We start from the raw sequence: 21630 nt of genomic DNA, 5'->3' as shown, positions 1-21630 counted from the left end.
GGGGCCACTATGGGCGGCGTGTTGAGCAGTGGCGCGCTGCGGGCGCATCTGGTCGGAGCACGGCTCGCGGGGTCGATCGCGACCTCGCGGGAGAAGAGCCTGAACCGCTACCGCCTCTTCGCGGCCGGCGACCCGCGGGCGCTCATCGGTCTGGAGCCCGTGGGGGACTGGTCCGTCGGCGATCTGCTCGGGCTCATGGGAGAGCAGTGCGGGGTTTCGGCCGATCCTGCGCATATTTCTGGCACGGATGTGATCGACCCGGACCGGACCGTCGCGGCACTGAACGCGTTCGCCGACCGGCTCGGCGAGGCGGCCGGCGAACGCTCGCCGGTGCTGATCGGCACGGGCCATCCGGACCGCCTCACCGGCTTTTACGGCGGTCTGGCAGACGCTTTGTCGGCGGCAGGATGCCCTGTCCTCACCCCTGCGTACGGCACGAGTATCGACATAATGACCCGGTTTGGGGTACGTACGTACAACCTTGCGTACGTACGGGGAGTCGCGCGGATGCGCGAACCCGGCGCGTGGGGAGACCTCGGGGAGCCGGAGGTGCACACGCACTCCCCCCTCCCGGTTCGTAGTGCCCTTGGTGCTGCCGCAGACGCCTGTGGACCCCTTCCCGAGCTGGTGATCGGGGACCACGGATGGGTCTGCGGAGCAGGTCAGCTGGGCTTTGAGGCCATCGGCCTGGCGGATACTGACGATCCGGCGCTGTTCGTCGGGCAGGCGGAGGGGCGGGTGTCCGTCGTAGTTCCGCTTGATGACGCTGTGCGGTCTGATTACTACCGACCGCTTACTCGCTATGTACTCAATCGAGCGTGTCTGTCACAGTAGGCGGCCGACGGCTACTCCTCTTCCCCACTCGCATCACCCGCCCCTAACCTGGGGAGTGAGCGCATAGCGACGAAGAGTCACCGGAGGGGAAGCCGGTGCCCGTCATGTGCGGAAGGACCAGGTGTGTCATGGCTGCAGACCAGAGGCCTCTGAATGAGGTCGTGTTCCTTACTGTGGCGGAAGTCGCCACAGTGATGCGAGTGTCGAAGATGACCGTGTACCGCTTGGTGCACAGCGGTCATCTGCCCGCGATCCGAGTGGGGAGGTCGTTCCGGGTTCCGGAGCAGGCGGTCCACGACTACCTCCGCGAGTCCTATGTGGGGGTGGAATCGGCCTGACGGGGGCCCAACAGGTCCCGTTGCGGGCCTGGTGAGGCCGTATGGAGGCCACGAAAGACCCTCGGATTACGCCGTACGCTCGGCGCCGGGTAGGCTGGCCCGATGTAGGTAGTGTGGGCTCGGACGCCCCGCACCGAGTGATTCGAAGTGAGCGAGGGTAGTCGTGGGCTCTGTTATCAAGAAGCGGCGCAAGCGGATGGCTAAGAAGAAGCACCGCAAGCTGCTCAAGCGCACCCGTGTTCAGCGTCGCAACAAGAAGTAAGCGAAGCTGAGCGCGTTTCCGCAGCCCCCCACCGAATGGTGGGGGGCTGTGGTGCGTTCGGGGGCACAAAGCGCCTTTGCGGCAGAGGCTCTGGGTCCGGCGGGGCACACATGCCCGGAAGCCGGGTACTCGGCGGAGCGGCGCGACGTGAGCCGGCCCGGCATCAGGACCGGACCAGGCCGAAACATGGCCGGGGCTGTCCACAAGTCATCACAGCGCAACACCGACCGGATAGCGTGGGCCGCCACATCTCGGCACGTGCGGGGACGTGCGGGGGACGACGGTGGGAAGGAAGGGCTGATCTTGGGCAAGGTCGTGCTCGTCACGGGAGCCGCACGTCAGCTGGGCGGCCGCTATGTGCGCCGCCTCCAGCGCGATCCCGACGTCGACCGGGTGATCGGCGTCGACGCCGTGCCGCCCGAGCACCACCTCGGCGGCGCCGAGTTCCTGAAGGCCGACATCAGACATCCGGCCATTGCCAAGGTCCTCGCCGAAACGGGCGTGGACACGGTCGTGCACATGGACATCCACGGCACCCCGCTCGGTTCCCGCGGCGGCCGCTCGGCGGCCAAGGAGACCAACGTCATCGGCACGATGCAGCTGCTGGGCGCGTGCCAGAAGGCACCGCACGTCAAGCGGCTGGTCGTGAAGTCCTCCGCGAGTGTGTACGGCTCCGCGCCCCGGGACCCGGCGGTCTTCACCGAGACCACCAGCCCCAAGTCCCTGCCCAGCGGCGGCTTCGCGAAGGACGTCGTCGAGGTCGAGGGGTATGTGCGCGGCTTCGCCCGCCGCCGGCCCGACGTCGCGGTCTGCGTGCTGCGGTTCGCCAACATCCTCGGGCCGTGCGCGGACTCCCCGCTCGCGGAGTACTTCTCGCTGCCCGTGCTGCCCACCGTCCTCGGGTACGACCCGCGGCTGCAGTTCGTGCACGAGGAGGACGCGATCGAGGCGCTCCGCATCGCGACCGGCGAGCCGCGCCGGGGCACGCTCAACAGCGGCACGTTCAACATCGCGGGCGACGGCGTGCTGCTGCTCTCGCAGTGCTCGCGGCGGCTGGGCCGGCCCACGCTGCCGCTGCTGCTGCCGACGGTCACGTGGGCGGGCTCGATGCTGCGCTCGCTCGGCATCACCGACTTCTCGCCGGAGCAGATCCGGATGCTCACGCACGGCAGGGTCGTCAGGACGACCCAGATGCGCGAGACACTGGGATTTGAACCGGCGTACACCACGGCCGAGACCTTCGCGGAGTTCGCCCGCAGCCGAGGTCCCGGCCTGCTGCCGCCCGAGACCGTCTCCCGTACCGTCGACCGGCTCGCCGCGCTGCTGCCCGCAGCCAGTGCCCAGACCCAGTGAGGAGTTCACCCACGATGGCGGACGCCAAGGTCATCCCGTTCGGCGAGGAGCCGCGGTCGCGGAGGAGGGCCAAGCGGTCGGCGGGCGCGGCACGTAACGCGGCCCTGACGCCCGTACCGCCGCCGCGCCACGAGGAATCGGAGGCGACGGCGCCCGAGGGAGCGCCCGAGGAGCGGGGCGCGTCCTGGGAGCAGCGGCTCGCCGGCGGCCTCAACTTCCTGCGCAGACGGCTCACCGGTGAGTACGAGGTCGACGACTTCGGGTACGACGAGGAGCTCACCGACCAGGTCATGATGTCCGCGCTGCGGCCGCTGTACGAGAAGTACTTCCGGGTCGAGGTGAAGGGCGTCGAGAACATCCCCGACAAGGGCGGGGCGCTGATCGTCGCCAACCACTCCGGGACGCTGCCGCTGGACGGTCTGATGCTCCAGGTCGCGGTGCACGACCAGCATCCGGCGGGCCGTCATCTGCGGCTGCTGGCGGCCGATCTGGTCTTCATGCTGCCGGTGGTCAACGAGCTGGCGCGGAAGGCCGGGCACACGCTGGCCTGCACGGAGGACGCCGAGCAGCTGCTGGAGCGCGGCGAGGTGGTCGGCGTCATGCCGGAGGGCTTCAAGGGCGTCGGCAAGCCCTTCTCGGACCGGTACCGCCTGCAGCGCTTCGGGCGCGGCGGCTTCGTCTCGACCGCGCTGAAGGCCGGGGTGCCGATCGTGCCGTGCTCGATCGTGGGCGCGGAGGAGATCTACCCGATGATCGGGAACGCCAAGACGCTCGCGCGGCTGCTGGGCTTCCCGTACTTCCCGATCACGCCGACGTTCCCGTGGCTGGGGCCGCTGGGCGCGGTGCCGCTGCCGACGAAGTGGACCATCCAGTTCGGCGAGCCGATTCCGACGGACGGGTATCCGGCGGAGGCGGCGGACGACCCGATGCTGATGTTCAACCTCACGGACCAGGTGCGCGAAACGATTCAGCACACGCTCTACAAGCTGCTGGTGCAACGGCGTTCGGTCTTCTTCTGACCGGCCCGTCCGTACACATGCGACGGCGCCCGGTGTTCTTCTGGAGGGAAGGACCGGAAGAACACCGGGCGCCGCCGGGCCGCGGAGGCGCGCTGGGATGGACGCGCGCCGCTACTCCTCCTGGCCGTCGACGCCGAGCCCCGGGAGCAGATCCGGGAGCAGCGGCGGGATCGTGACGTCGGGCTCGGCGGGGCGGTCGCTGTTCTCCTCGCCGTCCGAGGGGGAGGGGCTGTCCTTGGTGGGCGGGTCGAGCAGGCCGCCGGTGTTCCCGCCGAGCAGGCCGTCGTCCTTCGGCGGGGACGAGGACGGGCGCGGCGTGGGGGAGTCGTGCTCCTTGCCGCTCGCGGACGGGCTGCCGGAGCGGGACGGCGCCGTCGAATGGTCCTCGGCCGTGCTGCCCGAGGCGGACGGGGTGCCGTGCTGGGCGCCCTTGTCCGCGTCCTTCTTCGGCAGCAGCGAGCGCAGCGGCCCGACCTCCTCGTCTATGGCGTCGAAGACCGAGCTGACGTCCTGGGAGACGTCGGCGAGCTGCACCGGCAGCCGGTCGCGCAGCTGTGCCCAGCCCTCGCGGTGCGAGGCGGTGAAGGAGTCCAGCGCCTGGATGGCGCCGAGCGACCCGTCCCGTTCGTACGCGCTGTGCAGCAGGCGGTGGCCCGTGCCCGCGTCCCGGGTGACGCCCGAGAGCGACCTGCGTACCTCGCCCAGCGTCTCGTGCTCCAGTGGCCCGGCCTTGAGCCGCTCCATCAGCCGGCGGGCCTCCTGCATCCGGTTGGACGCCTGGGCGAGGTAGAGCCGGCCGCGGTCGGAGTCGTCCTCGGCCATGCCGAGCTTGAGGTCCTCCATGCCGCGCTTGAGGCCGTAGAGCGAATCGCCGGGCAGCGCTTCGGAGCTGGCGGCGGCCACTCCGCTGAGCGCGCCGGCCGCCACGCCGACCGTCAGCCCGCCGGCGGCGAGCCTCCTGGACAGCCGGGACCGCGGGCGCAGCCGGCCGAGCGATTTGGCGGCGCGGTGCGCGCCTCGCACGCCGCGCTGCTGGGGCACCTTCGCGCCGTCGGAGGGTGCGCCGCCTTCGGCGAAGGCGGCTTCCATCGCGGCGATGAGCTGCGCGCGCTGGATCGTGCGCGCTTCCGGGTCCAGCGTGGGCTTGGGGAGCTCCCCCAGGCCGCCGGCGACTGCCAGCAGCCGGGCCGTTTCCGGCTCCGCAGGCTCCTGCCCCGGTGTGTCGATCTGCTCATCGGCCGCGCCCTGGAGGTCCTGATCCTCCAGCGCCTGGGCGAAGGCGTGAGCCCGCCGGTGCGCCGATACGTTCGCGATCACGGGCGGCACCTCCTCTCATCATCCCGCTCGACTCCCCGGACTGGCTTGACGATCCAGCAGGGCCGGAAGGCTGCACACCCTGCACGCAACCACTCGATCGAGTGAGCGGCCGCGGGCATGGCGTGTCCGCAGGGAGCCTGCATTCCGCACAACGAGCGGCGAGGTACTCGGGTTACGCCCTCACGATGATGTGACGGACCGGTACCGCGTGATGGCTGAAAGTGATGGCCTGGTCAGGGCTTGGCGCCACAATAAGAGTGGTGTGGGGGACGGATGTTCGGGGAGGGCGCGGCGTGAGGAGGGGAGTGGGCGACGTCAGCGGGCGTCGTCCGGCAGCAGCCGCGCGAGGGTCCGTACAGCGCGGTACTGGAGGGTCTTGATCGCTCCTTCGTTCTTGCCCATGACGCGTGCGGTCTCGGCGACCGACAGTCCTTGGAGGAACCGGAGCGTGACGCATTCCTGCTGTTGGGGGTTGAGTTTGCGGACGGCTTCGAGGAGGGCGGCATTGGACAGGGATTCGAGGACGGAGTCCTCGGGACTGCGCTCGACCTCGTTGGCGTCGAGCATCTCGCCCGTGGTCACCTCCAGGCGGAAGCGCGAGGACTTGAAGTGGTCGGCGACGAGGTTGCGCGCGATGGTCACCAGCCAGGCACCGAAGTCCCGGCCCTGCCAGGTGAAGGTGCCGATCCGGCGCAGTGCGCGCAGGAACGTCTCACTGGTCAGGTCCTCGGCGGTGGCCCGGCCGCCGACGCGGTAGTAGATGTACCGGTAGACCGTGTCGGCGTACTGGTCGTAGAGGCGGCCGAACGCGTCGGCCTCGCCCGCCTGGGCGCGCTCGACGAGCTCCATCATGCGGCGGCTGTCGCTGTCGGCGGGGCGGCGGGCGGTGGTCGTGCCACCGCGGCGCGTACGGCTGCCGGCGGATCGTGCGCCGACGGCGGTCCTGGCGTCCGCCAGGGCGTAGCAGGGGCGGGCGGGTCCTGCGGCAGGTGCGGGTGTGGCGAGGGCGGGGACGGTGTACGCGGTGGGGACAAAACTGCGCAGGTGGTCGACAAGTGTCGTACGCAGCGTAGCCAGGCCCGAGGCGTCAACCCCGACGTGTGGGTACACGGGACTCCCAGAGGCAGAGCTTCCATCACGTGCAGTGCGGGACCGTTCACCCGCGGTAGGGGCTTATGGGTTCCGGTTTGCGTCTGAGGAGAATAACGCTTCGTACAGGCAGCGCTACACCCAGTTGCTCAAATCGTCGATTCCGTCTGGTCTGTTACGTATTTCTGGTCGATCAAGTATCAGATGTTGAACAGGTATTGATCGGAAAGCGACGTGATCTGCCTGGTTGAAGGGCGTGTTGTGGCGTACCGGGCGTCGTGCGGCCGGCCGTCGACCGGTGGGGTATGAAGAAGGTTTGCCCTGCACACAGCGGTACGGGTGTTCGTACGGGGCGCGCAGAAGCACCCTCAGGGGTGGTGCTGCGAAGGGCAGCGCGAAAAAACTGACGCGCGCCGTCGATGTGATCATCGGTGGGCGGCGCGTTACCCGCCCTTTCGGTGACGGTGTGTAACGCGTACCCCTCCACTGGAAGTTGGGCGAGCTTCCGGTTATAGGGCCGTGCCCCCCGAGGCCGTTGCCGTCCGCGCGTCCGCCGCTACCGGCGCCGGCGCTGGAGAGCCACCGCGGCCGCCGCGCCGCCCGCCACCGCGCCCACCCCGGCCGCCGCCGGAATGCCGATCTTGGCGGCCTTGCGGCCCGTCCGGTAGTCGCGCAGCCGCCAGCCCTGCTCGCGCGCGTGCTTGCGCAGCCGGGTGTCGGGGTTGATCGCGTAGGGGTGGCCGACGAGCGAGAGCATCGGGATGTCGTTGGCCGAGTCGCTGTACGCGGCGCAGCGCGACAGGTCGAGCCCTTCGGCCATGGCCAGCGCGCGCACCGCCTCCGCCTTGGCGGGCCCGTGCAGCGGCTCGCCGACCAGCTTGCCGGTGTAGACCCCGCCGACGGACTCGGCGACCGTGCCGAGCGCGCCGGTCAGGCCGAGCCGGCGGGCGATGATCGTGGCGGTCTCCACGGGAGCCGCGGTCACCAGCCACACCTTCTGACCCGCGTCCAGGTGCGCCTGGGCGAGCGCGCGGGTGCCGGGCCAGACGCGCTCGGCCATGTACTCGTCGTAGATCTCCTCGCCTATGGTCATCAGCTCGGAGACGCGGTGGCCCTTGACGATGGAGAGGGCGCTGTTGCGCACGTCCTCCATGTGCTCGGGGTTCTCCGAGCCGGCCAGCCGGAAGTACGCCTGCTGCCACACGAAGCGGGCGAGGTCGCGCTTGTGGAAGAAGTGCCGCTTGTAGAGGCCGCGCCCGAAGTGGTAGATCGCGGCGCCCTGCATGACGGTGTTGTCGAGATCGAAGAAGGCGGCGGCGGCCTCGTCGCCGACGACCGGGAAGTCCGGCTCGGCGGTCTCGGCTTCGCTGTCGGCGGTCGCGGCGGCGGCCTCCGCCGCGGCCTGTGCCTCGGCCTCCTGGGAGCTCTTGCGGGCGGCCTCGGCCGCCGCCTCGCCGGCCAGCACGCTGCGCGCGGTGGCGGGGCGCCGGTGACGGGTGAACCACCCCGTCACAAGGGACGGAATGCCCGTGACGAGGGGCGCGCTGAAGGGGCTCCTGCCGGGGCGGTGCTCGGGCGACGGGTCGGCCATACGGCGAGCATAGCCAGTTTGTTCGGTGGCCCCGGTTACGCACGCATGTCAGGCAGGTACGGGGCTGCCGACGGTCGCGTTACGGCCACACCGCGTGGCGTCGGCGCGCCCCGGCCGTGCCCCCTGAGTACGCCCTCAGGCGCCCAGCGCCTTGCGCAGCCGCTGCGGGTCGACGCGCCAGAAGTCGTGCTGCGCGCCGTCGACGAGGATGACCGGAATCTGCTCCCAGTATTTGCGGTAGAGCTCTTGGTCCTCGGTGATGTCCCGCTTCTCCCAGGCGGCGCCGGTCTCGGCGCAGACCGCCTCGATCACCTTCTGTGCGTCGTCGCACAAATGGCAACCCGGCTTGCCGATGAGCGTGACCGTGCGGTCGGCGGGGTTCTTGCGCGGGGTGCGGCGGAGAAGCGGGGCCATGCCGCCATTGTGCCCCTGCCGGGCCCGTCCGCACCCGTGCCACCAGGTCAAGAACGGCTATGACGGCCGTCACGGACCCGCTGCCGGGGAGGTCGTTTCCCTTACCATCGATGGGTGATTTAACGGTGTACGGGGGCAAAACAGCGAGGAGAGTGGCGGCATGCTCCCGTCCACGGTCCTGCGTTATCCACGCGAAGCGTGTGAACGGAGTGACGCAGGATGCGGTTCCGCGAATTGCCGCAATAAGTGCGTGACACCGGTCACGTTGACGGGACAAAGCGGACACCATCTTTGTGCACGCGTTCACAAAGACATAGCCTGCTATCGACAGGGCGGTCTTGAGACATTTGGCCGTCCAAAGCCCCGCTCTACCCGCAGGAGCACCGTGGCAACTGGCCGAACTCACCGACCGGCGACCCGAAGCCGAGGGATCCCCGAGGCCACCGTCGCCAGGCTTCCGCTGTATCTGCGTGCACTGACCGCGCTCTCGGAGCGTTCGGTCCCCACGGTCTCCTCCGAGGAGCTGGCCGCAGCGGCGGGGGTCAATTCTGCCAAGCTGCGCAAGGACTTCTCGTACCTGGGCTCCTACGGCACCCGCGGCGTGGGCTACGACGTGGAGTACCTCGTCTACCAGATCTCCCGGGAGCTCGGCCTCACGCAGGACTGGCCGGTTGTGATCGTCGGTATCGGTAACCTCGGCGCCGCGCTCGCCAACTACGGCGGCTTCGCCTCCCGCGGCTTCCGCGTCGCGGCCCTGATCGACGCCGACCCGGCCATGGCCGGCAAGCCCGTCGCGGGCATCGCCGTCCAGCACACCGATGAGCTCGAAAAGATCATCACCGACAACGGCGTCTCGATCGGCGTGATCGCGACCCCCGCGGGCGCAGCGCAGCAGGTCTGCGACCGCCTCGTCGCCGCCGGTGTCACCTCCATCCTGAATTTCGCGCCGACTGTGCTGTCCGTCCCCGAAGGGGTCGACGTGCGCAAGGTCGACCTGTCCATAGAGCTGCAGATCCTCGCCTTCCACGAGCAGCGGAAGGCCGGCGAGGAGGCCAGCAGCCAGGACGCCGCGCAGCCGGCCACGACCCCCGTGCGCCCGGCGCCCGCCGACGACTCCGACCGCAAGGGACCTGACGGGGACGTGCCCGCCGTGATGCCGGCATGAGCCTCCTGGTCGTCGGCCTTTCGCATCGCAGTGCACCGGTCAGCATCCTGGAGCGGGCCGCGCTGGCCCCCGACTCCCGCGGCAAGCTCCTGCAGGACGTCGTGTCGGCCGAGCCGGCCGCCGAGTCGGCCGTGCTGTCCACCTGCAACCGCATCGAGCTCTACGCCGACGTGGACAAGTTCCACGCCGGTGTGGCCGAGCTGTCCACGCTGCTCGCCCAGCACAGTGGCGTCAGCCTGGACGAGCTCACGCCGTACCTCTACGTCCACTACGAGGACCGCGCCGTCCACCACCTGCTGTCCGTGGCCTGCGGCCTGGACTCCATGGTCGTCGGCGAGGGCCAGATCCTCGGCCAGATCAAGGACGCGCTCGCCCTCGCGCAGGACCAGCACACCGCCGGGCGGCTGCTGAACGACCTGTTCCAGCAGGCCCTGCGGGTCGGCAAGCGTGCCCACAGCGAGACCGGCATCGACAAGGCCGGCCAGTCCCTGGTCACCTTCGGCCTGGAGCAGCTCGCGGGCGCGGCCGGCGGTCACGATGCGCACTGCGTCCTCACCGACGACGCCGTACCGGACGCCACCGCCCCGCTCGGTGCCCCGGGCGTGGACGCCTGGGCCCGCGGCAAGCGTGCCCTGGTCATCGGCGCGGGCTCGATGTCCTCGCTCGCGGCCGCCACCCTGGCGCGCGCGGGCGTGACCGAACTGGCCGTCGCCAACCGCACCGTGGAGCGCGCCGAGCGCCTCACGGAGATCCTCACCGAGCCGGGCAGCCCTGGGCGCGCCAACGGCCTCACCGCGCGCGCCGTCCCGATGTCCCAGGTGCCGGCCGAGCTGGCCGCTGCCGACATCGCGATCTCGTGTACGGGTGCGACCGGGCTCGTCCTCACCGGCGAGGCGGTCGCGGCGGCCGCGAAGGGCCGTGAGGACCGGGAACTGGCCCTGCTCGACCTGGCGATGCCGCGCGACATCGACGGCGCGGCCCACCGGATCGCGGGCGTCCACCTCGTCGACATCGAGTCGCTGGCCGACGCGTCCGCCGACGCCCCCATGGCGTCCGACGTGGACCAGGTACGCACCATCGTGTCCGAGGAGGTCGCGGCCTTCGGCGCGGCCCAGCGCGCCGCGACGATCACGCCGACCGTGGTGGCCCTGCGCACCATGGCCGCCGACGTGGTCGCCGCCGAGATCGCGCGGCTGGACGGCCGCCTCCCCGACCTGGACGACAAGCAGCGCGCGGAGATCAACCAGACCGTGCGCCGGGTCGTCGACAAGCTTCTGCACGCGCCCACCGTGCGGGTCAAGCAGCTCGCCAGCGAGCCCGGCGGTGCCGGGTACGCCGACGCGCTGACCAAGCTCTTCGACCTCGACCCCCAGACGGTCGCCGCCGTCAGCCGGGCCGACACGCGCGCGGACAGGCACGACACAGCACGGGAGCAGCGCTCATGACGCACCACGCATTGCGACTCGGGACACGGCGCAGCAAACTCGCCATGGCCCAGTCCGGACTCGTCGCCGAGGCGGTCCGCCAGGTCACCGGGCGGCCCGTCGAGCTGGTGGAGATCACCACGTACGGCGATGTCTCGCGCGAGCACCTGGCGCAGATCGGCGGTACCGGCGTCTTCGTCTCGGCGCTGCGCGACGCGCTGCTCGCCGGCGAGATCGACTTCGCCGTCCACTCGCTCAAGGACCTGCCGACCGCGCAGCCCGAGGGCCTTACCCTCGCCGCGATCCCGGTCCGCGAGGACCCGCGGGACGCGCTGATAGCCCGCGACGGCCTGACGTTCGAGCAGCTGCCCGACGGGGCGCGGGTCGGTACCGGCTCGCCGCGCCGCATGGCGCAGCTGAACGCCTGGGCGCGGACGCTGGGCCGTCGTATCGAGACCGTGCCGATCCGCGGGAACATAGACACCCGCATCGGTTACGTCGAGAAGGGCGAGCTGGACGCGGTCGTACTGGCCGCTGCCGGGCTCAACCGCCTCGGCCGCATCGGCGAGGCGACGGAGCTCCTCTCGCCGGACACAGTTTTGCCCGCCCCCGGCCAAGGGGCGCTTGCGGTGGAGTGTGCCGCGACCAATGAGCACCTCGCCGCCCGGCTCGCCGAGCTCGACGACCCGTTCACCCGGGCCGCCGTGACCGCCGAGCGTTCCCTGCTCGCCGCCCTGGAGGCCGGCTGCTCCGCACCTGTGGGTGCGCTGGCCGATTTCCAGGCCGGCGAACGGGCTGTCACCGAAATGCGCCTGCGTGGCGTCGTCGGCACGACCGACGGCAGCACGCTGGTGCAGCTGTCCACCACCGGACACGTACCCACCTCCCGCGACGACGTTTCTGTACCGGCGACCATGGGCCGTGAGCTCGCCGCGGAGATGCTCGCCAAGGGTGCGGCCGGTCTTATGGGGGAGCGAGCACTTTGAACCCCACCGCCCCTAACCACCCCGCCGCCGGCCAGGTCACCTTCCTCGGTGCCGGGCCGGGAGATCCGGGTCTGCTCACGCTGCGCGCCGTAGAGGCGCTGTCCCACGCGGACGTGCTGATCGCGGACCCGCAGGTGCTCGACGTCGTCCGCACGCATGCCCGGGCGAACGTGGACACACCGCTGCAGGCTTCAGCTGACGAGGCGTCAATCCCCGCCGATGTCCCCACGCTTCGGGACACGACCAATCTTGTCATGGGGGCCGCACGCACCGGCAAGCGGGTCGTGCGTGCCGTGTCCGGAGACCCCGGCCTGGACGCCAATGTCGCCGAGGAGATGCTGGCCTGCGCCTCCGAAGGCATCGGCTTCGAGGTCGTGCCGGGCATCGCCGCAGCGGTCGGCGTGCCCGCGTACGCCGGCGTGCCGCTGCGCGACGCGCAGGGCACGGACGTCCGCTTCGTGGACGCCCGTACGGCCGACGACCGCTGCTGGTCCGAGGTCGGCGCCAGCGACGCGACCGCGGTCGTCTCCACCACCCTCGACTCGGTGGCCGCGGCTGCCGGCGAGCTGGTCGCGGCGGGCCGCAAGCCCGACACCCCGCTGACCGTCACGATCGCCGGTACGACCACCAAGCAGCGCACCTGGACCGCCACCCTGGGCACCATTGCGCAGACGCTGAAGGCCGCCAAGGTGCTGCCCTCGGCGGACGGCGGGCAGCCGGTCATAGCCGTGGTCGGCGAGCGCAGCGCCGCCGCGCAGCGGGACCAGCTCTCCTGGTTCGAGTCCAAGCCGCTGTTCGGCTGGAAGGTGCTCGTGCCGCGGACGAAGGAGCAGGCCGCCTCGCTCTCCGACCAGCTCGTCTCGTACGGCGCGGTGCCGCACGAGGTCCCGACGATCGCCGTCGAGCCGCCGCGTACGCCCCAGCAGATGGAGCGCGCGGTCAAGGGCCTGGTCACCGGGCGGTACGAGTGGATCGCCTTCACCTCGGTCAACGCCGTGAAGGCCGTCCGCGAGAAGTTCGAGGAGTACGGCCTGGACGCGCGCGCCTTCGCGGGCATCAAGGTCGCGGCCGTCGGCGAGCAGACCGCCAAGGCACTCATCGCCTTCGGCGTGAAGCCGGACCTCGTCCCGAGCGGCGAGCAGTCCGCAGCCGGCCTCCTGGAGGACTGGCCGCCCTACGACCCGGTCTTCGACCCGATCGACCGCGTCTTCCTCCCGCGCGCCGACATCGCCACGGAGACCCTCGTCGCCGGGCTGATCGAGCTGGGCTGGGAGGTCGACGACGTCACGGCCTACCGGACCGTCCGCGCCTCGCCCCCGCCCGCCACGACCCGCGAGGCGATCAAGGGCGGCGGCTTCGACGCGGTACTTTTCACCTCGTCTTCGACGGTGCGGAACCTCGTCGGCATCGCCGGCAAGCCGCACAACGTGACCGTGATCGCCTGTATCGGCCCGGCCACCGCGAAGACCGCCGAGGAGCACGGGCTGCGCGTGGACGTCATGTCGCCCGAGCCCTCGGTGCACAAGTTGGCCGAAGCGCTCGCGGACTTCGGTACGGCCCGGCGCGCCGCCGCGGTCGAGGCCGGTGACCCGGTCACCCGTCCGAGCGAGCGCCGGCCCGGATCGCGCAGGAGGGCTCGCAGTTGAGCAGTACGTACGGACGTTTCCCTGGTGCGCGGCCCCGCCGGCTGCGCACCACCCCCGCCATGCGCCGCATGGTCGCCGAGACCCGGCTCCACCCGGCGGACCTGATCCTCCCGGCGTTCGTCCGCGAGGGGATCTCCGAGCCGGTGCCGATCGGCTCGATGCCGGGCGTCGTCCAGCACACCCGTGACACCCTGCGGAAGGCGGCCGTCGACGCCGTCTCCGCGGGCGTCTCCGGGATCATGCTCTTCGGCGTCCCCGAGGACTCCAAGAAGGACGCGGCGGGCACGGCGGGTACGGACCCCGACGGCATCCTCCAGGTCGCGCTCCGCGACGTCCGCTCCGAGGTCGGCGACGACCTCGTGATCATGTCCGACCTCTGCCTGGACGAGTTCACCGACCATGGCCACTGCGGCGTCCTGACGCCGGACGGCCGGGTCGACAACGACGCCACGCTGGAGCGGTACGCGGAGATGGCCCGCGTCCAGGCCGATGCCGGGGCCCACACGGTCGGCCCCAGCGGCATGATGGACGGCCAGGTCCGCGTGATCCGCGAGGCCCTGGACGGCGCGGGCCACGAGGATGTCTCGATCCTCGCCTACACCGCGAAGTACGCCTCGGCCTTCTACGGCCCCTTCCGCGAAGCGGTGGGCTCGTCGCTGAAGGGCGACCGCAAGACCTACCAGCAGGACGGCGCCAACGCCCGCGAGTCCCTGCGCGAGCTGGCCCTCGACCTCGAAGAGGGCGCGGACATGGTCATGGTCAAGCCGGCCATGCCGTACCTCGACATCGTCCGGGATGTCGCGGAGTCCGTCGACGTCCCGGTCGCCGCGTACCAGATCTCCGGCGAGTACGCGATGATCGAAGCCGCCGCGGAAAAGGGCTGGATCGACCGCGACGCGGCCATCCTGGAGGCCCTGACCGGCATCAAGCGCGCGGGCGCGCAGAACATCCTGACGTACTGGGCGACGGAGGTCGCCCGCCGTCTCTGACGGCTCTGACCTGCGGTTTCGCACTGCTGAGCCCCCGCCGTCCACCTGGACGCGGGGGCTCTGGTCATTCAGTCCTCAGCCCTAGGCGTGCTGCGGTACCTCGTCCTTGAGCATGTTCCGGATATCCCGACGGAGCTCCAGGCTGTCCGTGTGACCGTGTACGGACACCGCGTGCTCAGCGGCGGCCCGGACGACCTCTTCCTCCTCGCCGGAAAGCACAAGGGTGCAATTCATCTCGCTGGGGTAATCCCGGCAGTCGGCGACCTTACGCATGACGCCACCACCTCCTCACCCCTCCAGTGTCGCCCCACGCGGGGCGCGCCGCACGCGCGCCGTGAAGGCCGACCAAGCGGCGGGGCTGACGGCCAGCTGCGGCCCGTCGGGGTCCTTGGAGTCGCGGATGTGGATGGCGGTGGGCGTCGCCGCCACTTCGACGCAGTTGCCGCCTTGCTCCGTGCTGTAGCTGGACTTGAACCACGTGAGTGCGGCGTTCATAGCTCTCCTAGCAGCCGGTCCAAGAGGCTTTTGGTTTCCTCGGGGGTGAGAGCCTCTGTTCGCAGCATCGCATACTTGCGGGCCAGGACGCTCACCTCGTCCTGGTCGGAGATGAGTTGACCGCCACGCTGTGTTTCGGAGTAGGCGAGGTGCACGTGATCGGGGGTCTCCAGCAGCACGAAGGGCCCGGAGAGGCCGGTGTGAGTGGGGCGCCCGAAAGGCATGACCTGAATGGTGACTCCCGGGAGGTCGGCGCAGGCGCGTGTATGGCGCAGCTGCTCCGCGTGCAACTCCGCGTCTCCGCCGAGGTGTTCTCTGAGTACGGCCTCGTAGAGGATGAAGCTGACCGTGGTCGGCGCCTTGCGGTGCAGGATCGACTGTCGCTCGATGCGCGCGGCTACACGCTCCTCGATCTCCGTCTCGTCGAGCAGGGGGATCTCGTTGCGGAAGACCGCGTAGGCGTAAGGCTTGGTCTGAAGCAGCCCGGGGAACACCTGGTTCTCGTACGAGTAGTGAGCGATCGCCTCCCGTTCGTAATCGATGAACTCCGCCGCCCAGACGGGGAACTTCTCGATCTCCGGCATGTACTCCACGGCGACCGCGAGGACACCCCGTGTCCCCAGCTCAAGATCCAGGCGTTCGGCCAAGTCGCCCTTCAAGGGACGTCTTCCCTGCTCGATCGAGGCGATCGTCTCCTCGCCGACGTTCAGGCGGTCGCTCAGCTCGCGCTGCGTGAGGCCGGACAGACGGCGGAACAGGGCCAGTTGGGCGCCTACGAGGCGCAGCGTCGTCGCGTTCTTCCGGCGACTGGGATGATTCCGGGGCTGCATGGGGACCCACTCCCACCATTTTCCGTGCGTCACGCGCGCAGGACCCGTACAGCGAATCTGTACGGGCTGACGGACTGCTTCAGCGTAGTTACGGAGAGCAACCTGTGTGGCGTGAACGAGGATCACTTCCGGGAGCGTTTTTACCCGCGGACGCGCAGATCCGTGCCGGCGGCAAGGGAGTTCGCGCGCCGCGCGCTCGCCGACTGGAGCTTCGGGGAGGCGCGTACGCAGGACGCATTGCTGTGCGTGAGTGAGCTGGCGACCAACGCCGTACGGCACGGCGTACCGCCGGGACGGGGGTTCCTGTTGCGGCTCCACCGGGCCGGGGAGGAGGACCACCTCGTACGGATCGAGGTGCACGACTCGGGGCCGGGGTGCCCACGCGTCGCGGACCCGGCGGGGGACGGGGACGAGCGGGGGCGCGGCCTGCTGCTGGTCGGGGCCGTCGCAGACAAGTGGGGTGTGGCCGACCGGAACCCCGGCAAGATCGTCTGGTGTGAGGTCGCGTCACGGGTGCATACCGCAGTATGCTCGATGCATGTCTGCGACAACGCGCATCACGGTCACCTTGCCGACTGAGCAGGTGGCTGAGTTGAAGAAGCTCACCGACAACATCTCCGGCTATGTTGCCGACGCCGTGGCGCGCCAGATAAGGCACCAACTGCTCGGCGAGGACCTGCGGCGATACGAGGAGGAGCAGGGCGCCTTCACCGAGGAGGAACTGGCCGAGGCACGCGAAAGGATTTTCGGTGCGGGGGAGTCCGACGGCCGAGCGGGTGCTGCGTGAGCGGGCGCATGGAGACTGTGGTTCTGGACTCCGAGGGTTTGTCGGCCTGGATCGCTCAGGACCGGAAGGTTCTGGCGATGTTCCGGCTGTTTCACGAGGCGGGCGCCGATCTCGTCGTGGGGGCGAACACCATCGTCGAGGTGAGCCATGCGCGCGTGAACCTGCCGCGGCTGCACTGGGCGCTGTCCCGAGTACGGATCGAGCCGGTCACCGGGCGGGCGGCGCGAGAAGCGGCGGCACTGCTCAAGGCCACCGGTCTGCACGGCCACCAGTACGCCATCGATGCCACCGTCGCGGAAGTTGCCCTGCGCCAGCCAGGGCCGGTGGCCATGCTGACGTCGGACGTCGACGACATGCGGAAACTGTGCGGCGATCGCGTACGGCTCATCGCCGTGTGACCGGCAGGCGTTCGTGTCACTGGCCGGGGGCCGTGGCGAAATGGGCGTCGATCGCGGTGACGCGGCCCTGGGCGTCGAAGCGGATGCTGACCGGAGTGCCGTCCGGGAGGCCGACCCTGATGCCGTCCTCCGTCGGCTGCTGCGGTAGTCCGTGGCGCTCGAAGTAACCCGTCACCACCTGCCGCTCCGAGCTCCCGAAGATGCCCGCGCCGGTCATCAGGATGCGGGGAAGGGTGACGGCGTCCGGCACATGGCGCGGGACCTGCGGGTCGTCCGGTACGAGGTAGAGCCGGGCCTCCGGGCTCGCCTGTACGCCGATGTAGCCCGCCGCGCCGAGCACGCTCATCGCGCCGAAGGCGAGCGTCTCCGCGGCCATGCGCGGGTCCGGGGCGCCGCCCAGGGGAACGAGCTCGTGCGTGAACTCGGGGACGCCGTTCTCGTGCCCGAACCGGCGCAGGGCATGGGCCGCCCTGGCGACGGGAGCGTTCCCGAAGCCGGGGTTGGCCCAGCCCCACAGCCAGGAGCTGTCTCTGACGTCCCAGGTGCCGAGGACCGATATGCGCAGGTCCTGGCCGCCCTGGCGGTAGAGGCACTGATCGAGATCCGCGCTCCAGTCGCCGGAGGGCAGGAAGGCACTGAACGTTTCGAGCTGGTGCGCACCCCACGCGGCGTGCGGCTCGACGGTACCGACGAAGGCTTCACTGAATGCTGCGTTGCTCATCCTCCGACCCTACGGTCGGCCCACACGCCCCGTGCAGCCCGCCCGGAACACGGCGGTGGCCGCCACCCCGAGGGGTGACGGCCACCGTCGCGTCGTGCCGCGGAGCGGTCAGAGGCGCTCGGGCGTCCGGATGCCCAGGAGGGCCATGCCCTTGTGGAGCGTGCGGGCCGTGATGTCGCAGAGGAAGAGGCGGTTCTCGACCTGCTCGGGCGTCTCGGCCTTCAGGACCGGGCACTGGTCGTAGAAGGTCGTGTAGAGGGACGCGAGCTGGTAGAGGTACGCGGTGAGCTTGTGCGGGGCGTACTCGGCCGCGGCCTCGAAGACCGTGTTGCCGAATGCGTCCAGGTGCAGGCCCAGCGCCCGCTCCGCCGGGGCGAGCGCCAGCTCCGCGTGTGCGGCCGGCTGCGCGTCGCCCGCCTTGCGGAGGATGGACTTGATGCGGGCGTGGGCGTACTGGATGTACACCGACGTGTCGCCGTTGAGGGAGACCATCTGGTCGAGGTCGAACTTGTAGTCGCGGTTGGCGGAGGTGGAGAGGTCCGCGTACTTGACCGCGCCGATGCCGACCTGCGCGCCGCGCTCGTTGATCTCTTCCTCGGTGAGGTCCTGGGCCTTCTCGCGGACCACCTCGGCGGCGCGCTGGGCCGCCTCGTCGAGCAGGTCCTCCAAGCGGACGGTCTCGCCCTCGCGGGTCTTGAACGGCTTGCCGTCCGCGCCGAGGACCGTGCCGTAGCCCATGTTGTGCGCGGTGACCTCGTCGCCGAGCCAGCCCGCCCGGCGGGCCGTCTCGAAGACCATCTTGAAGTGCAGGGACTGGCGTACGTCCACGACGTAGAGGAGCGTCGTCGCGTGCAGGTCGAAGACGCGGTTGCGGATCGCGGAGAGGTCGCTCGCCGCGTACCCGAAGCCGCCGTCCGCCTTCTGCACGATCAGCGGGACCGGCTGGTCGTCCTTGCCCTTGATGTCGTCGAAGAAGACGACGAGGGCGCCCTCGGAGCGGACCGCGACGCCGGACTCCTCCAGCAGCCGGGCCGTCTCGGCCATCATGTCGTTGTACGCGGACTCGCCGACGATCTCGTCGTCCCGGATCTCCATGTCCAGCTTCTCGAAGACCGAGTAGAAGTAGACCTTCGACTCGTCCACGAACCGCTGCCAGAGGTCCAGGGTCTCCTTGTCGCCGGACTGGAGGGCGACGACCCGCTTGCGGGCCCGCTCCTTGAACTCCTCGTCCGCGTCGAAGACGGCGCGCGACGCCTTGTACACCCGGTTCAGGTTCGACATGGCCTGCTCGCCGTCGACCTCGTCGGCCGGGGCCAGCTCGCCCGGGTTCTCGATCAGGTACTGGATGAGCATGCCGAACTGCGTGCCCCAGTCGCCGATGTGGTGGCGGCCGATCGTCTTCTCGCCCGTGAAGTCCAGCAGGCCGCGCAGCGCGTCGCCGATGACCGCCGAGCGCAGGTGGCCGACGTGCATCTCCTTGGCGACGTTCGGCTGGGCGTAGTCGATGATCGTGAGGCCCGGCTCGTCCTTCAGGGGCACGCCGAGCCGGTCGTCCGCGGCGCGGGCGGCCAGCGTCTGCACGATGGCCGAGTCGGCGACCGTGATGTTGAGGAAGCCGGGGCCGGAGACCTCGATGTCCTTGATCAGCTCGGGGGCCGTGATCCGCTCGACGACCTGCGAGGCCAGCTCACGGGGGTTCCCCTTGAGCTTCTTCGCGAGCGCGAGCATCCCGTTGGCCTGGAAGTCGGCCCGGTCGCTTCGTCGCAGCAGCGGGTCGGCGGCGCCGGCCTCCGGCAGGGCTGCCGAGAGGGCGTCCGTGACGCGCTGGTTGACCGAGGCGGCGAGAGAAGGGACCGAAGCCATGGAGTGCTGCCGTTTCCGTTGAAGGGAAAAAGGCTCGAGGGCGAGCCGAGCTGACGTGATACTGGAGGAGCCGGAAAGGGTTTGTCATCAGTATTTCACGGCAGCCCGCACGCCCTGCCTGCCGGGGAAATCGATCACCGGGGCGTCTGGGACAATGGAACGGCCAGGCTTGCGGCCTGGGCGGCCCGCACCGGATCACGCACTCCGGGCCGCCGGGCCCGGGACCGGGCTGACGACCGTAAGCGATCAAGCGACCACGTGATCAGCCGATCGCCGGAGCCAACCGGTCATCCGGGATCAGCCGATCACCCGGGGCCGACCGATCGCCGGCGAGCAACTGATCAAGCGAACGCGCGAAGCAGAAGAGGAAGGGCCGACCGTGGCTCAGAGCACCGAGACAACCGACTGGGTCTCCCGTTACGCGGATGAGGTCATTGCCGAGTCGGAGCGTCGCGCGCCTGGCAAACCGGTCGTGGTCGCCTCCGGCCTGTCCCCCTCCGGCCCGATCCACCTGGGCAACCTCCGCGAGGTCATGACCCCGCACCTGGTCGCGGACGAGATCCGCCGCCGGGGGCACGAGGTCCGCCACGTCCTGTCCTGGGACGACTACGACCGGTACCGCAAGGTGCCGTTCGGCGTCGAGGGTGTGGACGACTCCTGGGCCGAGCACATCGGCAAGCCGCTGACCAGCGTCCCGGCCCCCAAGGGCTCGGCGTACGCGAACTGGGCCGAGCACTTCAAGGCCGCCATGGTCGACGCGCTCGCGCAGCTGGGCGTCGAGTACGACGGCATCAGCCAGACCGAGCAGTACACCTCCGGCGTGTACCGCGAGCAGATCCTGCACGCGATGAAGCACCGCGGCGACATCGACGCGATCCTCGCCCAGTACCGCACGAAGAAGGCGCCGGCGAAGAAGTCGCAGAAGCCGGTCGACGAGGCCGAGCTGGAGGCCGCTGAGGGCTCCGGCGCGGCCGGTGAGGACGACGGCAGCGGCGGCGGCGCGGGCTACTTCCCGTACAAGCCGTACTGCACGGCGTGCGGCAAGGACTTCACCACCGTCACCGCGTACGACGACGACACGACCGAGCTCACCTACACCTGCACCTGCGGGCACGGCGAGACGGTGCGGCTGAGCGAGTTCAACGGCGGCAAGCTGGTCTGGAAGGTCGACTGGCCCATGCGCTGGGCCTACGAGGGCGTGATCTTCGAGCCGTCGGGTGTGGACCACTCCTCGCCCGGCTCGTCCTTCCAGGTCGGCGGCCAGATCGTCGGCATCTTCGACGGCAAGCAGCCGATCGGCCCGATGTACGCCTTCGTGGGCATCAGCGGGATGGCCAAGATGTCCTCGTCGAAGGGCGGGGTGCCGACCCCGGCCGACGCGCTGCAGATCATGGAGCCGCAGCTGCTGCGCTGGCTGTACGCGCGCCGCAAGCCGAACCAGTCGTTCAAGATCGCCTTCGACCAGGAGATCCAGCGGCTGTACGACGAGTGGGACCGGCTGGACGCCAAGGTCGCCGACGGCTCCGTGCTGCCGGCCGACGCGGCGGCGTACGCCCGTGCCATCGGGACCGCGGCGGGCGAGCTGCCGAAGACGCCGCGCCCGCTCCCGTACCGCACGCTCGCCTCGGTCGCCGACATCACGGCCGGCCACGACGAGCAGACCCTGCGCATCCTCAGCGAGCTGGACCCGGAGAAGCCGGTCACCTCGCTGGACGAGGTCCGGCCCCGGCTGGACCGCGCCGAGCAGTGGATCACCAGCCAGGTCCCGGCCGATCAGCGCACCATCGTCCGCGCGGAGCCGGACACCGAGCTGCTCGGCTCGCTGGACGACCAGGCCAAGGAATCGCTCCGGCTGCTGCTGGACGGGCTGGACGAGCACTGGTCGCTCGACGGCCTGACGCACCTGGTCTACGGCGTGCCGAAGGTGCAGGCGGGCTTCTCCGCCGACGCCACGGCGAAGGAGCTGCCGCCGGAGATCAAGACCGCCCAGCGGTCGTTCTTCGCGCTGCTCTACCGCCTGCTGGTCAGCCGCGAGACCGGCCCGCGGCTGCCCACCCTGCTCCTCGCCGTCGGCGCGGACCGGGTGCGCAAGCTGCTGGGCGCGTAAGC

23 protein-coding genes are annotated in these 21630 nt (G+C 70.2%); 14 read left to right on the top strand and 9 right to left on the bottom strand.

Annotation, left to right across the window (positions count from 1 at the left end; translation table 11 throughout):
* The first annotated feature begins 18 nt into the window (after nt 1-18).
* The 5 genes from CCS38_RS27565 to CCS38_RS27545 all read left to right on the top strand — a co-directional run bounded on the left by CCS38_RS27565 (nt 19) and on the right by CCS38_RS27545 (nt 3806).
* Entirely contained in the window at nt 19-834 is an 816-nt protein-coding gene (locus tag CCS38_RS27565) for a phosphatase (RefSeq protein ID WP_223736034.1), read from the top strand.
* Nucleotides 835-962: 128 nt separating this feature from the next.
* Complete coding sequence (locus CCS38_RS27560) at nt 963-1172, top strand: helix-turn-helix domain-containing protein (protein ID WP_014144137.1); 210 nt, start codon at nt 963-965, stop codon at nt 1170-1172.
* Nucleotides 1173-1335: 163 nt separating this feature from the next.
* Nucleotides 1336-1434, top strand: coding sequence for a 30S ribosomal protein bS22 (locus tag CCS38_RS27555; RefSeq protein WP_003948845.1), 99 nt, complete (start codon nt 1336-1338; stop codon nt 1432-1434).
* Between the two features lie 303 nt (nt 1435-1737).
* Nucleotides 1738-2787: an NAD-dependent epimerase/dehydratase family protein gene (locus tag CCS38_RS27550; RefSeq protein WP_223736031.1), complete on the top strand. Its 1050-nt coding sequence runs from the start codon at nt 1738-1740 to the stop codon at nt 2785-2787.
* Between the two features lie 14 nt (nt 2788-2801).
* Nucleotides 2802-3806 (top strand): lysophospholipid acyltransferase family protein, encoded by a 1005-nt coding sequence (locus tag CCS38_RS27545; protein WP_223736030.1) that lies wholly within the window; start codon nt 2802-2804, stop codon nt 3804-3806.
* Nucleotides 3807-3917: 111 nt separating this feature from the next.
* Here the strand turns inward: CCS38_RS27545 and CCS38_RS27540 are convergent, their stop codons facing one another.
* The 4 genes from CCS38_RS27540 to CCS38_RS27525 form a co-directional block, all read right to left on the bottom strand.
* A complete protein-coding gene (locus CCS38_RS27540; protein WP_223736029.1) occupies nt 3918-5123 on the bottom strand; it encodes a DUF5667 domain-containing protein in 1206 nt (401 codons plus the stop codon).
* Nucleotides 5124-5438: 315 nt separating this feature from the next.
* On the bottom strand, nt 5439-6233 hold the full coding sequence (locus tag CCS38_RS27535; RefSeq protein ID WP_030262341.1) for an ECF subfamily RNA polymerase sigma factor, BldN family: 795 nt from the start codon (nt 6231-6233) through the stop codon (nt 5439-5441).
* Between the two features lie 535 nt (nt 6234-6768).
* Complete coding sequence (locus tag CCS38_RS27530) at nt 6769-7677, bottom strand: HAD family hydrolase (protein ID WP_372457155.1); 909 nt, start codon at nt 7675-7677, stop codon at nt 6769-6771.
* A gap of 261 nt (nt 7678-7938) precedes the next feature.
* Entirely contained in the window at nt 7939-8217 is a 279-nt protein-coding gene (locus tag CCS38_RS27525) for a glutaredoxin family protein (protein WP_223736027.1), read from the bottom strand.
* Nucleotides 8218-8602: 385 nt separating this feature from the next.
* Between CCS38_RS27525 and CCS38_RS27520 the strand changes: the two genes are divergently transcribed.
* Genes CCS38_RS27520 through hemB form a run of 5 tightly spaced genes read left to right on the top strand, consistent with a single transcriptional unit; the run spans nt 8603 to nt 14427 of the window.
* On the top strand, nt 8603-9382 hold the full coding sequence (locus CCS38_RS27520; RefSeq protein ID WP_223736026.1) for a redox-sensing transcriptional repressor Rex: 780 nt from the start codon (nt 8603-8605) through the stop codon (nt 9380-9382).
* The gene (locus tag CCS38_RS27515; protein ID WP_223736025.1) at nt 9379-10827 is read left to right on the top strand and encodes a glutamyl-tRNA reductase; all 1449 of its coding nucleotides are present in this window, start codon (nt 9379-9381) and stop codon (nt 10825-10827) included. Before CCS38_RS27520 ends, CCS38_RS27515 begins: the two co-directional genes overlap by 4 nt.
* The gene (hemC, locus tag CCS38_RS27510) at nt 10824-11792 is read left to right on the top strand and encodes a hydroxymethylbilane synthase (protein ID WP_223736024.1); all 969 of its coding nucleotides are present in this window, start codon (nt 10824-10826) and stop codon (nt 11790-11792) included. Before CCS38_RS27515 ends, hemC begins: the two co-directional genes overlap by 4 nt.
* On the top strand, nt 11789-13438 hold the full coding sequence (locus CCS38_RS27505; protein WP_031050622.1) for a bifunctional uroporphyrinogen-III C-methyltransferase/uroporphyrinogen-III synthase: 1650 nt from the start codon (nt 11789-11791) through the stop codon (nt 13436-13438). The genes hemC and CCS38_RS27505 overlap by 4 nt, the downstream gene beginning before the upstream one ends.
* The gene (gene hemB, locus CCS38_RS27500) at nt 13435-14427 is read left to right on the top strand and encodes a porphobilinogen synthase (protein ID WP_223736023.1); all 993 of its coding nucleotides are present in this window, start codon (nt 13435-13437) and stop codon (nt 14425-14427) included. Before CCS38_RS27505 ends, hemB begins: the two co-directional genes overlap by 4 nt.
* Before the next feature lie 81 nt (nt 14428-14508).
* On the opposite strand, the gene CCS38_RS27495 is transcribed toward hemB, so the two are convergent.
* The 3 genes from CCS38_RS27495 to CCS38_RS27485 are packed head-to-tail and all read right to left on the bottom strand — an operon-like array spanning nt 14509 to nt 15752.
* Nucleotides 14509-14700: a DUF1059 domain-containing protein gene (locus tag CCS38_RS27495; RefSeq protein ID WP_223736022.1), complete on the bottom strand. Its 192-nt coding sequence runs from the start codon at nt 14698-14700 to the stop codon at nt 14509-14511.
* A 15-nt stretch (nt 14701-14715) separates the two neighbouring features.
* Complete coding sequence (locus tag CCS38_RS27490) at nt 14716-14922, bottom strand: DUF397 domain-containing protein (protein WP_223736021.1); 207 nt, start codon at nt 14920-14922, stop codon at nt 14716-14718.
* Nucleotides 14919-15752 (bottom strand): helix-turn-helix domain-containing protein, encoded by an 834-nt coding sequence (locus CCS38_RS27485; RefSeq protein WP_223736020.1) that lies wholly within the window; start codon nt 15750-15752, stop codon nt 14919-14921. The genes CCS38_RS27490 and CCS38_RS27485 overlap by 4 nt, the downstream gene beginning before the upstream one ends.
* 111 nt (nt 15753-15863) lie before the next feature.
* On the opposite strand from CCS38_RS27485, the gene CCS38_RS27480 reads away from it, so the two are divergent.
* The 3 genes from CCS38_RS27480 to CCS38_RS27470 are packed head-to-tail and all read left to right on the top strand — an operon-like array spanning nt 15864 to nt 16937.
* Nucleotides 15864-16331, top strand: coding sequence for an ATP-binding protein (locus tag CCS38_RS27480; RefSeq protein WP_223736019.1), 468 nt, complete (start codon nt 15864-15866; stop codon nt 16329-16331).
* A complete protein-coding gene (locus CCS38_RS27475) occupies nt 16291-16539 on the top strand; it encodes a type II toxin-antitoxin system CcdA family antitoxin (protein WP_223736018.1) in 249 nt (82 codons plus the stop codon). Before CCS38_RS27480 ends, CCS38_RS27475 begins: the two co-directional genes overlap by 41 nt.
* Nucleotides 16536-16937: a DNA-binding protein gene (locus CCS38_RS27470; RefSeq protein WP_223736017.1), complete on the top strand. Its 402-nt coding sequence runs from the start codon at nt 16536-16538 to the stop codon at nt 16935-16937. The genes CCS38_RS27475 and CCS38_RS27470 overlap by 4 nt, the downstream gene beginning before the upstream one ends.
* 16 nt (nt 16938-16953) lie before the next feature.
* Here CCS38_RS27470 and CCS38_RS27465 read toward each other — a convergent pair whose 3' ends face one another.
* Both CCS38_RS27465 and argS read right to left on the bottom strand, forming a co-directional pair.
* Nucleotides 16954-17658 carry a DUF6882 domain-containing protein gene (locus tag CCS38_RS27465; RefSeq protein WP_223736016.1) on the bottom strand — a complete coding sequence of 235 codons (705 nt, stop codon included), beginning with the start codon at nt 17656-17658 and terminating at the stop codon, nt 16954-16956.
* A 108-nt stretch (nt 17659-17766) separates the two neighbouring features.
* Nucleotides 17767-19521, bottom strand: coding sequence for an arginine--tRNA ligase (gene argS / locus CCS38_RS27460; protein WP_223736015.1), 1755 nt, complete (start codon nt 19519-19521; stop codon nt 17767-17769).
* Nucleotides 19522-19861: 340 nt separating this feature from the next.
* On the opposite strand from argS, the gene lysS reads away from it, so the two are divergent.
* Nucleotides 19862-21628, top strand: coding sequence for a lysine--tRNA ligase (lysS, locus tag CCS38_RS27455; RefSeq protein ID WP_372457154.1), 1767 nt, complete (start codon nt 19862-19864; stop codon nt 21626-21628).
* The last annotated feature ends 2 nt before the right edge of the window (nt 21629-21630 follow it).

The organism is Streptomyces purpurogeneiscleroticus, assembly GCF_020024005.1.
Lineage (GTDB): Bacteria > Actinomycetota > Actinomycetes > Streptomycetales > Streptomycetaceae > Streptomyces > Streptomyces purpurogeneiscleroticus.
The sequence above is the reverse complement of the archived record's forward strand: the minus strand, read 5'-3'. Positions and strand labels throughout refer to the sequence as shown.

Bases quoted from the DNA above. Each gene is read 5' to 3' on its own strand.
- argS (WP_223736015.1), bottom strand. From the start codon at position 19,521: ATGGCTTCGGTCCCTTCTCTCGCCGCCTCGGTCAACCAGCGCGTCACG.
- CCS38_RS27545 (WP_223736030.1), top strand. From the start codon at position 2,802: ATGGCGGACGCCAAGGTCATCCCGTTCGGCGAGGAGCCGCGGTCGCGG.
- CCS38_RS27560 (WP_014144137.1), top strand. From the start codon at position 963: ATGGCTGCAGACCAGAGGCCTCTGAATGAGGTCGTGTTCCTTACTGTG.
- hemC (WP_223736024.1), top strand. From the start codon at position 10,824: ATGACGCACCACGCATTGCGACTCGGGACACGGCGCAGCAAACTCGCC.
- CCS38_RS27485 (WP_223736020.1), bottom strand. From the start codon at position 15,752: ATGCAGCCCCGGAATCATCCCAGTCGCCGGAAGAACGCGACGACGCTG.
- CCS38_RS27515 (WP_223736025.1), top strand. From the start codon at position 9,379: ATGAGCCTCCTGGTCGTCGGCCTTTCGCATCGCAGTGCACCGGTCAGC.
- CCS38_RS27525 (WP_223736027.1), bottom strand. From the start codon at position 8,217: ATGGCCCCGCTTCTCCGCCGCACCCCGCGCAAGAACCCCGCCGACCGC.
- CCS38_RS27495 (WP_223736022.1), bottom strand. From the start codon at position 14,700: ATGCGTAAGGTCGCCGACTGCCGGGATTACCCCAGCGAGATGAATTGC.
- CCS38_RS27490 (WP_223736021.1), bottom strand. From the start codon at position 14,922: ATGAACGCCGCACTCACGTGGTTCAAGTCCAGCTACAGCACGGAGCAA.
- CCS38_RS27475 (WP_223736018.1), top strand. From the start codon at position 16,291: ATGTCTGCGACAACGCGCATCACGGTCACCTTGCCGACTGAGCAGGTG.
- CCS38_RS27465 (WP_223736016.1), bottom strand. From the start codon at position 17,658: ATGAGCAACGCAGCATTCAGTGAAGCCTTCGTCGGTACCGTCGAGCCG.